Below are 13,594 nucleotides of genomic sequence, written 5' to 3'. Positions count from 1 at the left end.
CCCCGCTTTCATACACAGACCCGGCACGTTTGATTTTTCTTGAAGTATAGCAAAGAAAGCCGAAAATAGCAACCTGACGGGGCAAATAGAAAGCCCGGTCATCCGCAGAGGGATGGCCGGGCACAGGGGGATCGGCGGCGTGGCTTCCCGTAAGAAGGGCCGCCTATAGGGGAGGCCTCCCCTACCTATTGAAATCGGATCGGCCGCTTTGCCGGCGGTCCGGGCCGGGGGCCGAAATCCCTTTACACGCCCCAGGCTTTCAGCCCTTTTGGGCGCTGCCCTGCGCGCGCGCCGGACGCGCCCCCCGGGCGGCCGGACGGCCCTTGCCCGGCTGCCACGGCCTGCGCTCCTGCGCGGGGGAACCGTCCATGTTCAGGCGGCGCGGCCGCTCCGCGGCCTGTCCCGGCCGGGCGGAGGCGCTGCGGCCCGCATTCGCACCCCGGCCGGCGGCCGAAGCCCTGCCGGAGGAGGCGCGGCGTCCGCCGCCCGAACGTCCTGCGGCGGGGCGCACGCGGGCGGCGGGCAGGGGCTCGGTGCCGGGCATCGGCGCGACCCGCACGCGGGTGAAGCGCTCGATCTCCAGAAGCTTCTTCGCGGATTCGCCCGTGGAGACGAGCGAGTAGCTGACCCCGGCGCGGCCCGCGCGGGCGGTGCGGCCGATGCGGTGCACGTAAAAGGCCACGTCCTGCGGTAGGTCGTAGTTGAGCACCGCCGACACGTTGCTCACGTCGATGCCGCGCGCGGCCACGTCGCTGGCGACGAGCACGCGGACGGCGCCCCGGCGGAAGCCGTTCATCACGCGCTCGCGCTGCACCTGGCGCATCTCGCCGTGCAGCGCCGCCGCGGGCAGGCCCGCTTGAAAGAGCGCCTCGCCGATCTCCTCGACCCGGGCGCGCATGTTGCAAAACACGATGGCCCGGCCCGCCTCGGGCGCGGCGAGCACCTCCTCCCGGAGCAGGTCCACCAGCGCCTGGGTCTTGTCCCGGCCGGTGACGTTCACGTAATACTGGGCGATCTGCGGCACGGTGAGCTCGCCCGAATCCACGCTCACGCGCACGGGCTCGCCCTTCTGGTACCTGCGCGCGGCCCCGAGCACCTCGCGCGTCATGGTCGCGGAGAACAGCGCCGTCTGCCGCGTCCCGGGCACGGCCTCCATCACCGCGTCCATCTGCTCCTGAAAGCCCATTTGGAGCATCTCGTCCGCCTCGTCGATGACGACGCAGGAGACGGCGTCTAGCTTCACCGTGCCCCGGCGGACGTGGTCGAGCAGGCGGCCCGGCGTGCCCACCACGATCTGCGGCGTGCGGCGCAGCGCCTCGATCTGGCGCTGGATGGGCTCGCCGCCGTACACGGCCACCACCCGCGCGCCCAGCTTGTAATGGCTGATCTTGTTCAGCTCGCGCGTGATCTGCTGGCAAAGCTCGCGCGTCGGGCAGAGCACCAGGGCCTGCGCCTGACGGCGGCGCACGTCGATCTTTTCCACGAGCGGCACGCCGAAGGCCGCGGTCTTGCCCGTGCCCGTGCGCGCCTGGCCGATGACGTCCCTGCCCTCCATCATCGCGGGCAGCACCCGCTCCTGAATCGGCATGGCGTCCTGAAAGCCCATGTCCGCCAGCGCGTGGCGAACCTGGGGCGACAACTGCATTTCCTCAAATCGCAAAAATGGTTTCCTCAACTTTCTGATAGGCGATATCTTATCTATTATAACCGATTTTCCTGAAAGAAGCAAGCAAAACGTGCGTTCCAAGTTTTTCTTTTTTGCGCGGCGTTTTCTTTCCGATCAAAGGCCCTGCCGGCCGCGTCACGGTCGGCTAAATCCGCAGAAACAGGGGAAAGCTCCCTAAGGGCGCTTTGCGCGCCTGACATGAAAATGCGGCCGGCCGCTTCCCCGCAGCCCCGTCCCCCTTGACAAACCCGCTGCCAGGCCTTAGGATAATTGGTACAAAGCGCCGGGATTTTTTCGGCGTGCAAACGTTTGAATGAACAGGAGCGTGAAGACCATGTTCACAGCCTTTTCGGTGGACCCGTGGAAGCTGACGGAGACGGAGCTTCCCAAGGACCATATGCGCCTGTCGGAGAGCCTTTGCAGCATCGGCAACGGCTACATGGGCATGCGCGGTAACTTCGAGGAGACGTATTCGGGCGACAGCCACCGGGGCACGTACCTGGCGGGCGTGTGGTTCCCGGACAAGACGCGCGTGGGCTGGTGGAAGAACGGCTACCCGCAGTACTTCGGCAAGGTCATCAACGCGATGAACCTGCTTTCCCTGCGCATCGTCGTGGGCGGGCACGAGATCGACCTGGCGAAGGACGAGGTGACCGCCTACGAGCGCACGCTGGACATGAAGCGCGGCGTGCTCACCCGCGAATTCACGGTGCGCCTGCCCGAAGGCGAGGTCAGCGTGGCGGTGGAGCGCTTCGTCTCCGTGGACACGCGGGAGCTGCTGTGCATCCGCATGGCGGTGACGCCCTCCTTCGAGGCGGCGGTGCACCTGATCCCGGCGCTGGACGCGCGCGTCAAAAACGAGGACAGCAACTACGACGAGACGTTCTGGGACTTCACGGGCCAGGGCGAAATCGGGCAGGAGAAGGGCCCGCGCCTGCCGGAGGCCTACCGCTCGACCTATCAGGACGACGCGCGGGCGGAGGCGATTCAGTACGTCTGCGCCAAGACGAAGGAGAACCCGTTCGGCACGCCGCGCTTTGCGGTCTGCGGCGCGATGACCTGCGTGGTCACCGGGGCCGTGCCCGTGACGGGCGAGACGGACGAGGGCTACGCGGCGCTCGTGTACAAGACGAACGCGGGGGCCGGGGAAACCGTGGTCATCGACAAGCTGGTGAGCGTCACGACCTCGCGCGACATGGAGGAAACGGCGCTGAGCGCGGCGGCGGCCCGGCTTTGCGGCGAGGCGCGCGCAAAGGGCTACGACGCGCTGCTCGCGGCGCACGAAGCCGGGTGGGCGGCGCGCTGGGCGCGCGCGGACGTCACCCTCGGCGGCGACGACGCGGCGCAGCAGGGCGTGCGCTACAACATCTTCCAGCTCTTCTCCACCTATTACGGCGAGGACGCGCGGCTGAACATCGGGCCCAAGGGCTTCACGGGCGAGAAGTACGGCGGCGCGACCTACTGGGACACGGAGGCCTACTGCCTGCCGCTGTACATGGCCATCGCCGGGCAGGACGTGGCCAAGCAGCTGCTCAAGTACCGCTACCTGCAGCTCGACGGCGCGTACCACAACGCCGCGCAGCAGGGGCTGCCGGGCGCGCTCTACCCGATGGTGACGTTCACGGGCGTGGAGTGCCACAACGAATGGGAGATCACGTTTGAGGAGATTCACCGCAACGCGGCCATCGCCTACGCGATCTTCAACTACGTCACCTACACGGGCGACACGGACTACCTCGAAGCCTACGGCGCCGACGTGCTGACGGGCATCGCGCGCTTCTGGGCGGGGCGCGTGCACTACCAGCGGGAAAAGGACGTCTACATGATTCACGGCGTCACGGGGCCCAACGAGTACGAGAACAACGTGAACAACAACTGGTACACCAACCGCATGGCGGCCTGGTGCCTGACCTACGCGGCGCAGGTCGCGCGCGGCGTGAGCGAGGAGAAGCGCGAAAAGCTGTCGGTCACGGAGGAGGAGCTGCTGCGCTTTGAGGAGATCGCGCGCAAGATGTACCTGCCCTACGACGAGAAGCGGGGCGTCTTCGTGCAGCACGACACGTTCCTGGACAAGGACCTGATGCCCGCGAGCGACCTGCCCGAAAGCGAGCGGCCGATCAACCAGCACTGGTCGTGGGACCGCATCCTGCGCTCGTGCTTCATCAAGCAGGCGGACACCCTGCAGGGCCTGTACTTCCTGGGCCACCTGTACGACCGGGAGACGAAGGAGCGCAACTTCCACTTCTACGAGCCGATGTGCGTGCACGAATCGAGCCTTTCCCCCTGCGTACACGCGATCCTCGCGGCGGAGATCGGGGACATGGACAAGGCGGTGGAGATGTACAGCCGCACCTCGCGTCTGGACCTGGACAACATCAACAACGACACGGAGGACGGGCTGCACATCACCTCCATGGCGGGCGGCTGGCTCGCGATCGTGCAGGGCTTTGCGGGCATGCGCACGCAGACCGGGCGGCTGTGCTTTGACCCGGTGCTGCCCTCCTGCTTTACGCACTACGCGTTCAAGATCGTCTACCGCGGGCGCCTGCTCGAGGTGTCGATGGACGAGGGCGGCCCGAAGGTCGCGCGCCTTGAGGGCGACCCGCTGACCGTCGTGCTGTGCGGGAAGGAGACGGAGGTCTGACGGGCGGGGCATTTGCAGAAATGCGCATTTCCGTATGCCTTGAGCGAAATGAAGCTTTCTTTTGCGCAAGGCCCTCAGCTTGGCCGGCGAACGCGCGGCGGATTCAATTCCGCCGCGCGTTTTGTTGTCCGCTTGCCAGGCGGAACAACCTCAAATAGTCCCATCAAAACATAGGTATTGCCCTATTTTATCCGCTTTTATTCTGATACAATGACCAAAGAAGATGCCTCATGGCTGGAAGTGGTTCGCGAGCACTTCCAATCTGGAGCACGCCGCCCGGTTTTGCTTCCCACAGGCCGGGCCATTTCACCCAGCAAGGAGGGAACCACGTGCGCACCCTGCAAGCAACGCCAAAGCCCGCGGGCGGAAGGAGCCCCGCTTCCACTGTCCTGCAAACCCTCAGCCGGTACAAGGCGATCTACCTGCTGCTGCTGCCCGGGCTCGTCTGGTATATCCTGTTCGCCATCGCGCCGCTGGGCGGCCTGACGCTGGCCTTCAAGACCTACCGCGCCAACCTGGGCATTCTCAGGAGCCCGTTCACGGGGCTCAAGAACTTCGACCGGGTGTTTCACGACGTGAACTTCTGGAACGCCATCCGCCAGACGCTGCTCATCAACGTCCTGCGGCTCGTCGTCACCTTTCCTTTCCCGGTCGTGCTGGCGCTGCTCTTCAACGAGATGCGCTTCCGGCGGGTGAAGAAGCCCATGCAGGTCATCTTCACCCTGCCGCACTTTCTTTCGTGGGTCATCATCGCCAGTATCTTCAACAACCTGCTCGCCTACGACGGCATGTTCAACAACTGCCTGGCCGCCCTGGGGCTCGGCACCGTAAAGATCGTCGGAAGCGAGCGCGCCTTCCTGCCGCTGCTGTACTACACCGACATCTGGCGCACGGCGGGGTGGAACACCATCATCTATCTGGCCGCGATCACCGACATCGACACCGAGCAGTACGAGGCCGCGGAGATCGACGGCGCGACGCGCTTCCAAATGATGATGCACGTGACGATCCCCAGCATTCAATCCACGATCGTCATCATGTTCATCCTGGCGACGGGCAACATCATGACCGCCGGCTTCAACCAGGTGTTCAACCTCTCCAACGCGGCGGTTCGCAGCGTGGCGGAGACGCTGGACATGTTCATCTACCGCATCACCTTCCAGGCCGCGCCGGACTTCGGCTTCTCGATGGCCATCACGCTGCTGCGTTCCTCCATCAACATGATCCTGCTGCTGATCGCGGACCGCGGCGCCAAACTGATGGGCGGCAGCGGGCTGTTCAGCGTCGGCTGACCGGCGTTTTTAAAAGGTGAGGAGGGAAATGCTATGCCCGCTCAGAACAAGTACAAAAAGAACCGCGCCACCGCGCTGGACGCCGTGCTGCTCGCGCTGATGCTCGTGCTGGCGCTGCAGATCGTGGTGCCCCTCGTGCACGTGCTGGCCATGTCGCTTTCCACGCAGAAGGAATACCTGGACACCCCGCTTCTGCTCATGCCCATGAAGCCCACGCTCAGCGCCTACGACGCGCTCTTCGCGGACGGGCGTATCTGGATCGGTTACCGCTCCACGCTTTCGCTGGTGGCGCTGGCCGTGCCGCTCAACCTCTTTTTGACCACCAGCCTGGCCTACGGCCTGAGCCGCGGCCACTTCCCCGGACGGCGGCTGCTGATGTACATGATCGTCTTTACGATGCTCTTTCAGGGCGGCATCATCCCCCTGTACCTCATCATGAAGACCTACGGCCTGATCGACTCGCTTTGGTCCTGCGTGCTGGCCACCGGCATCAACACGTTTTACATGATCCTGATGATGAACTACTTCTCCTCCATCCCCGACGGGCTGATCGAATCCGCCCGCATCGAGGGCGCAGGCGAATGGCGCATCCTCTTTCAGATCGTGCTGCCGCTTTCCCTGCCGATCGTCGCGACGGTCGGGCTCTACTACCTCTCCGACCGCTGGAACGAATGGTATAACCCCATGATCTTCATCAATTCGACCTCCAAGACGGTGCTGCAGCTGGTGCTGCGCAACATCGTCAACGACACCAAGCAGGCCGAGGACTTCGTCTCCGAAAGCATGAAGGAGCTGCCCTTCACCTCCGGCGTCAAGATGGCCGCCGTCGTCATGACGATGCTGCCCGCCATGTGCGTCTTCCCCTTCCTGCAAAAATACTTCATCAAGGGCATGAAAGTCGGCGCCATCAAGGGATGAGCGCGGAAAGGTTGAGCATGGACGCGCAGACAGGCTGCCCGAAGCTGCGGATCGCTTTTATCGACGACGAACCGTGGGTGCTGCTGGGCATGCGGGACATCATCCCCTGGGAGGACTACGGGTTTGCGCGCGCTTACGCCTTCGGCAGCGCGGAGGAGGCGCTGCCCGCGCTGCGCCGGGACCCGGTGGACGCGGTCATCACCGACATTCGCCTGCCCGAAATGTCCGGGCTGGACCTGACCGCGATTCTGCTCAGGGAGCGCCTGGCGCAGGTGGTGGTGATCGTCAGCGCCTACCGCGACTTTGAATATGCCAAGCGCGCCATCAGCGAGGGGGTGGCGTACTACCTGCTCAAGCCCCTGGACCGCGAGGAGGTTCAGCGCGTGGCCGAGCGGATGGCCCGTTCGCTGCGCGGCGGGCAGGCGGCTCCCGCCCCCCTGCAGCTCGGCGCGGACGGCGCGGTCCCCGCGGACGCCGAGGCGGCCCGCCTGTTGAAGGAGGCCGCCGCCTACCCCAACTGCTACCTTCAGCTGGACGCGCTGATCGGCCCGGGCGCGGACGCCCGCTTCACGCGCGTCGTGCTCAGCGGCTACCCGCGCGCGGCGCTCGTCTCCCGCAAGCGCCCGCTGGACGCCCCGGCGCTCGCGCCGGGCGTCAGCCGCTGCCACCCGGACTTTGAGGACACCGGCGCGCTGCTGCGCGAGGCGCAGGCTTCGCGCGCACTGTGCTTTCGCTACTGCCCGCACCCAACGGTGAGCGGGATTCAGTTCTACATCGCCACGCATTACGACAGAAAGCTGCTCAACAGCGACCTCGCGCGCGACTTTTACATGTCCGAGGTCTACATGAGCGAGTGCTTCAAGCGCTACACCGGCATGACCGTGGGCGCGTTCGTCATCCACGTGCGCATGCAGCGGGCCATGTACCTGCTGACGGAGACGGACCTGTCCATTCGCGAGGTGGCCGAAAGCGTGGGCTATCCCGACGCGGGCTACTTCGGCCGGCTCTTTCGCAAGAAGATCGGCGTCTCCCCCGAGCGCTACCGGCGGGGGGCGTAAGAAGGGGGGACGGACCGCCGCGCGGCGGTCCGTCCCCCTTTTTTAACGCCCGAATCACGCGCGGCCCTCCCTTTCCTCCTCGCGGAGGATGACCTCCTGCAGGGCGAGCGCGCGCGGGATGTTCAGGATCACCGCCGTAAAGTGCCCCTCCCGGGAGAGGATGCGGGTTCGGCACCCGGGGTCCGCGAGGCGAAGCCGCCTGTCCACGTTCAGGATGCCGATGCTGCCCGCGCCCTGCGTGCCCTCCCCCTCGCTGATGCTGCGGTTCAGACGCGTGAGCGCCTGCGGGCTCATGCCGCGCCCGTTGTCCGCCACGCGGATTTCCATCGAGCCGTCCGCGAGCAGCCGCACGTGAAGCGCCAGCACGAAGCCCCGCGCGCGCTCTCCCCCGGCGCCGTGGCGGATCGCGTTTTCCAGCAGAGGCTGCAAAATCATGGAGACCATGGGCCGGTCCAGCGCGCCCGCGTCCACCCTCTCGCGGTACGCGTAGGCGTTCATGGCGCGGGCGTTCATCAGCTCCACGTAGTTGCGCGCGTTTTGCAGCTCGTCGCAAAGGGGCACGATCACCTCGGAATAGAGCGAGTATTGCAGCACGCGCGACGTGGCGAAGATCAGCCGCTCGACGGGCTGCGCGCCGTAGTGCTGCGCCATGGAGCGGATGCATTCCAGCGTGTTGAACAGAAAGTGCGGGCTGATCTGGCTGCGGTAAAAGGCCATCTCCGCCTCGTTCTTGGCCAGCATCGCGTCGTAAAACCGCTGCTGGGCCTGCGCGCTGCGCGCCTGCTCGCTCTCGATGCGCGAAAGCAGGCTGTTCAGCTCGTCGGCCAGCATGCGCATCTCCGGCAGGCCGGGCGATTCGATTTGGGCCCCCTCCGTCCCCCGGGTCGCACCGACCGCGCGCGTGACCTTGCGGATGCTCCGGGCGATGTAGTACAGGTTGTACAGCACGAACACGATGACCGCCACCGCGCCGCAGCCGATGAACGTCATGTAGCCGCGATAGGCGCCGATGGAGACGGAGACGATGTCCGCGCGCGGCAGCGCGTAGGTCAGGCGCCAACCGGTCAGCGGCAGTTCAAAGCCGTAGGCCACGCAGCGCGTGCCCGAGACGTCGATGTCGCTGACGCCCGGCGAAAGGCGGGAAAGGCGCAGCGAAAGCGCCTCCTCCATGGGGGTGAGCGCGTGCGCGTCCTTTCCGTCGGTGACGACCAGGTAATTGACGCTCCCCCGCCGGAACAGTTCGTCGCTGACGAAGTCCCGCAGGCTGTAGAGGATGGCGCACAGGCCGGATTCCTCCTGCGCGCTGCCGGGAAAGAGGGCGTTGCGGAAGGGCAGGACGTACATGAAACACAGCGCGCCCCCGTCCGTCGTGAGGATGGGGGTAAAGCGTTCCTCCTGCGTGGCGCGCAGGTCCTCGAAGCCCAGCCCGCGGAGCGTGTCCGTCTGCAATGCGAGGTAGGAATCGCCCGACGTGATCTTGTTGTGCGCGTCCTGATAGATGAGGATGTTCAGGATGCCCGCGCTCAGTTCCGCGTAGTTGTGCACCGTGCCGCGCACGATCTTGAGGTTCTGCATGCGCGTCAGGGGCGAAGGGGCGTACAGCGCGCCCTGCACGTCGCTGGAATAGCTAAGCGATATGGCGGTGCGCCGCAGAATGTCCGCGGTGCGCCGCATCTGCGAATCCATCTCCGAGGCGAGCAGCCCGCTGAGCTCGTCCACCTGCCGCTCGGCCATGTTTGCGAACAAATCCACGTAGACCCCGCCGACCAGCAGAAAAAAGCAGGCCACGACCACCGTGCTCAGGATCATGCGCACGCGCAGATCGAGCCTGCGAAGGCTCCGCTTTTTCGCCCGCCCCATCATGTTCTCACCCCGTTTCATTATAGGCACGGAGGCGGGAGCTGTCCACCGGCATGGGACAAAACATAATATAGTCCATCTAAAACATCCTATTATGCATTAAAAATCCACCGGAATACTGATATAATGTCCTAAAAAGAAGGTATCCGTTCCGACCGACCGATGAGAGGAGAACCCCTATGAAAAGGCTCTTTGCAACTGCCCTTGCAGCTCTCCTGGCGCTTTGCGCGTGCGCGCCCGCCGCACTTGGCGAAACCGACCCGAAGTACCCGGACCACATGGTGTTCCAGGTTGCCTCCACGAACATCAACGAATCGGTGGACTACAACGGAGACGAGCTTTCCCGTTACTTTGAGGACAAGTTCAACTTTGAGTGGGACATCATCTCCCTGCCCACGGAGAACTCCGAGGAGAAGATCCGCGTGTGGATCAACGCGGGCAACATGCCCGAGGTGGTCATCGGCGGCTCCTACAAGAGCGGCGAGATGATGAATTACATCGACCAGGAGCTGCTCTACCGCTTCCCCGACGACTGGAAGGAGCGCTGGCCCAACGCCGCAAAGGCCTTTGAGCTGACCTCGCTGGGCGACGCCGTGGCAAACCAGGCGGGCGGCACCTACATCTTCCCGCGCGCGATCTTCGCGAGCAACTACCCGGCGGAGAAGGTCGTGCCCCACTACCTCGCGTACCTGCGCAAGGACTGGGCCGAGGCCGTCGGCTTCCCGCTCAAGGACGCCTACAAGACCAGCGAGCTGATGGAATACGCCCGCCTCATCAAGGAAAAGGACCCGGGCAACGTGGGCAGCCGTCTGGTGCCGATGGCCATCCGCCCCATCTTCAACTCCTATACGTTCACGCTGCCCAACAACGCCTACGCCGGCGGCGCGGACACGTCCTGCGAGTTCTACCTGGACGAGGAGGGCCGGTATCAGTGGGGCCCCGCCTCAGAGGACACGCTGACGGGCCTTCGGCTCTACAAGCAGGCGTACGACGAGGGCCTGCTCCATCCGGAGTTTTACGCCTACACGGGTTCCGAGGCGGAGGAGGACTTCTACATCGCGGGCATCGCGGGGCTTACCGTTCAGTACGGCATGGCCTCCTACATGGCGCTGACGGAAAACTACCTGCGCGACAACCTGGGCCTTGAGTACGACGACGTGGTGCACACCGCGCTCATCCTGGGCGAGGACGGCGCCTATCACGCGCCGGAGCTCATCAACTACGCGGGCTACGTGATGTTCAGCCCGAGCATCAGCGAGGAGAAGTTCGCGCGCTACATGGACCTGATGGACTACGCGGCCACGGACTACGGCCAGATGGTCATCCGCATGGGCTTTGAGGACGTCGATTGGAACTACGGCGAGGACGGCGCGATCGTCTCCCACTACGCGGAGGGCGACAGCGCGCGCAGCAAGTACCCCTCCATCTACCCGATCTACCACCGGCTGGTCATCATGAGCGACGACTTCACGCTCATCAACCCGGCCTACCGGCAGGAATACCGCGACCGCGTCGCCCAGATGTACGAGCTCAAGAACCAGTACGCGTCCGATACGAGCATCGCGCCCATCGACTGGAACGTGCAGCTCCACTCCTCCGACGCGATGAGCCGCGTCAGCATCAACTATGGCGACGAATACGCGACGGTCATCCTCAGCAGCGGCGACATCGAGGACAACTGGAACAACTGGGTCAAGTCCTACGCCTACCTGATCGACCCCGTGCTCGAAGAGCTCAACGAGGCCTACGCCAAGTAACGCGGGAGGAGCGCCGGACATGAAGCTGTTGATTCTTTCCGACCTGCACAGCAACGCAGAGGGCGTGCGCGCCATCCTGCAAAAGGAGGGCGGCGCGGACGCGATCTACGCTGCGGGCGACTTCGTCGATTACGGCACCGACCCGGCGGGGACGATCGCGTGGGTGCGCGCAAACGGCGTTCGATGCGTCCGCGGCAACCATGACGACCGGCTGATCAGCGTCTATCGGGCCGGCGGCTACGCCGGCCTGCCACAGGAGCGCTGCGCCTGGGTGCACCACAACTGCGAGCGCCTGGCGGAGGCCGACGTGAAATTCCTCGAAAGCCTACCGACCCACCTGTCCTTTACCGCGGACGGCATCGAATACCTGATGGCCCACCGCTGCGGCGAAGGCTACGCCACGATCGACAGCCAATACCACTTCGACCGCTATTGGGAAAAAAACTTCGCCCTTCCCCACGCGCCGGGCGCGGAGCGGCGCATGATCTTCGGCCACAGCCACCGCCAGCTCGTGCAGCGGCACGACGGCCGCTCTCTCTGGCTTAACCCCGGCAGCGCGTCCTACCGCCGTCCGGACGAGCCGAGCAAGGACGCCTTTTACGCCGTCATCGAGGACGGGGCGATCCTGCTTCGCCACACGCCCTACGACCGCACGCCCCTTGCGCGGGAGGTTCAGCGCATGCGCCCCTTCCTCATGCCGGAGGAGTGGCACGTCGCGGACTTCTTCTTCTGCAAAACCGAGGCGGACGGGCCGGACAAGCCCTGGGAGCTGCCGCCGGGCGTAAAGCGCCCCTAGGGCGAGGGGCGCGCCCGCTGTCCCCCGCTCTCGCACGCGGCCTCTTGCGAACGGCCGCTTCCCTGAGCAACCAAATAAAAAATCCAGCGCCGGTTTCGGGCGGTTTCGCCCCCAACCGGCGCTGGCTTTTTATCGAGCCACGGTGCGGCTTGCCGCCCCCTAAACGCGCACCGTCAGCCCGTCGTAGGCGACGGTCATGCCCTCCGCGGCCATCATCGGCGCGTAGGCGTCGTGCGGCGGCGCCCAATGCGGCGACAGGTGCGACAGGTACACGCGCGCCCCGGCGCGCAGCAGGCCGTGAGATTCCAGATAGCGCACCATCTCCCGGTCCTTCTGCGCGTTCATGTGCCCGCCCGGGTCGCGCCGCGTCAGCCCGCAGGTGCCCTCCAGAACCACCGCGTCGAAGCAAAAGCGCGAGAGCACCGCGCGCATCTCGTCGTCGTAGCCCCCGGTGTCCAGCGCGTAGAGCAACGTCTTGCCGCCGCGTTCGATCACGTAGTTGAACGTGAAGTCCGCCTCCGGGCCGTGAAGCGCGCGCACCGGCGTCACCGCGAGGTCCGCCACGTCGGGGAACGTCAATCGCTCCCCCGCCCGCACGACCGTGAAGTCCATGTCGCCCGCCTCGTCCGACCAGCCGCCCTCGCCGCCGCCCCCCTGCGCCGTGGGCACGCCGCCGTGCAGCTCTTTCTCGCGCAGGGCGGAAAGCGCGTAGCGCGGGCCCGCGATGTGCAGCCGGGGAAGCCTTGTGAAGCGCGGCGCGCCCACGTCGTGCTGCTGTTCCCAGGTGAGCGCGTCCGCGCCTGCGGGCATCCTGCGCCAGTACAGGTGCTGGGGCGTGAAGTGATCCTCGTGTGCGTGCGTCACCAGCAGCACCCGCGCGCCCCGCAGATCGACGCCAAAGCGCCTCGCCTGCGAAAAGGCCGTCATGTTCAGGTCGAGGAGCACGTCGCCGTCGAGCGCGGCGCAGCTGTTCTCGCGGACGTTCTTGCCGCCGTGCTCGCGCGCGTAGCGGCAGTTTTTGCAGTCGCACCAGAGCCCCGGGTAGCCCTCGCCCGCGGCGGTGCCCAGAAATGTGAGCTTCATGCCGTTTCCCTCCCTGTGTCTTTCTCTACGGAGTAGTATACCGCCCGTCGCGCCCCGGCGCAAGCGGGGTTTCGCAAAATTATCCTGTAAACATTGTATACATCTTGCATTGCGGCGCGCGGCCTGTTATAATGTTTACTGTGTTTATCGTATTTCCATGTAATTTCTGTTTACAATGTATTCTACGTATTTCTTGTATTCTGTGATTTCTTTGTTTCCTGTGTATTCCCTGTTTCTTCTGTTTTCTCTGTTTTACACTGTTTCATGTAAACATCAAAATGAAGAAGATTTCGTGTAAACAGGGTTTACGGTGTTTCCTCGGTTTAATCCGTATTATTTGTATAGCTCGTTTACTCCGTTTATTCGGATTACGCAGAAGACGCGGGTACCACGGAATTCTCCGCTCCCACTCGTATCCTTAAGCCGCGGCGGATTTCTCTGTTTACCGGATAAACCGATTATACCGTGTTTATTCCGTTTATCCGGTTTATCGGATTTACCCCGTTTACCGGCTCCGGCT

General features: G+C 64.6%; 9 protein-coding genes. 6 read left to right on the top strand and 3 right to left on the bottom strand.

Features of this window, described 5'->3' with window-relative positions; genetic code table 11:
* Positions 1-259: 259 nt before the first annotated feature.
* Positions 260-1,660 carry a DEAD/DEAH box helicase gene (locus C1725_RS00365; RefSeq protein ID WP_102409699.1) on the bottom strand — a complete coding sequence of 467 codons (1,401 nt, stop codon included), beginning with the start codon at positions 1,658-1,660 and terminating at the stop codon, positions 260-262.
* Between the two features lie 340 nt (positions 1,661-2,000).
* Between C1725_RS00365 and C1725_RS00360 the strand changes: the two genes are divergently transcribed.
* The 4 genes from C1725_RS00360 (at position 2,001) to C1725_RS00345 (ending at position 7,578) form a co-directional block, all read left to right on the top strand.
* The gene (locus C1725_RS00360; RefSeq protein WP_102409698.1) at positions 2,001-4,310 is read left to right on the top strand and encodes a family 65 glycosyl hydrolase domain-containing protein; all 2,310 of its coding nucleotides are present in this window, start codon (positions 2,001-2,003) and stop codon (positions 4,308-4,310) included.
* 329 nt (positions 4,311-4,639) lie between these two features.
* The gene (locus C1725_RS00355) at positions 4,640-5,602 is read left to right on the top strand and encodes an ABC transporter permease (RefSeq protein ID WP_346026185.1); all 963 of its coding nucleotides are present in this window, start codon (positions 4,640-4,642) and stop codon (positions 5,600-5,602) included.
* A gap of 33 nt (positions 5,603-5,635) precedes the next feature.
* A complete protein-coding gene (locus tag C1725_RS00350; RefSeq protein ID WP_102409696.1) occupies positions 5,636-6,520 on the top strand; it encodes an ABC transporter permease subunit in 885 nt (294 codons plus the stop codon).
* A gap of 17 nt (positions 6,521-6,537) precedes the next feature.
* A complete protein-coding gene (locus C1725_RS00345) occupies positions 6,538-7,578 on the top strand; it encodes a response regulator transcription factor (RefSeq protein WP_346026184.1) in 1,041 nt (346 codons plus the stop codon).
* Positions 7,579-7,632: 54 nt separating this feature from the next.
* Here the strand turns inward: C1725_RS00345 and C1725_RS00340 are convergent, their stop codons facing one another.
* The gene (locus tag C1725_RS00340; RefSeq protein WP_346026183.1) at positions 7,633-9,441 is read right to left on the bottom strand and encodes a sensor histidine kinase; all 1,809 of its coding nucleotides are present in this window, start codon (positions 9,439-9,441) and stop codon (positions 7,633-7,635) included.
* Between the two features lie 176 nt (positions 9,442-9,617).
* Between C1725_RS00340 and C1725_RS00335 the strand changes: the two genes are divergently transcribed.
* Together C1725_RS00335 and C1725_RS00330 are read left to right on the top strand one after the other, a co-directional pair.
* The gene (locus C1725_RS00335; RefSeq protein WP_102409693.1) at positions 9,618-11,195 is read left to right on the top strand and encodes a type 2 periplasmic-binding domain-containing protein; all 1,578 of its coding nucleotides are present in this window, start codon (positions 9,618-9,620) and stop codon (positions 11,193-11,195) included.
* Between the two features lie 19 nt (positions 11,196-11,214).
* Complete coding sequence (locus tag C1725_RS00330; RefSeq protein WP_102409692.1) at positions 11,215-11,991, top strand: metallophosphoesterase family protein; 777 nt, start codon at positions 11,215-11,217, stop codon at positions 11,989-11,991.
* A gap of 159 nt (positions 11,992-12,150) precedes the next feature.
* Here C1725_RS00330 and C1725_RS00325 read toward each other — a convergent pair whose 3' ends face one another.
* Entirely contained in the window at positions 12,151-13,074 is a 924-nt protein-coding gene (locus C1725_RS00325) for an MBL fold metallo-hydrolase (protein ID WP_102409691.1), read from the bottom strand.
* Between the last annotated feature and the right edge of the window lie 520 nt (positions 13,075-13,594).

This window comes from Beduinella massiliensis, from assembly GCF_900199405.1.
Taxonomy (GTDB): Bacteria; Bacillota; Clostridia; order Christensenellales; family Aristaeellaceae; genus Beduinella; species Beduinella massiliensis.
The sequence above is the reverse complement of the archived record's forward strand: the minus strand, read 5'-3'. Positions and strand labels throughout refer to the sequence as shown.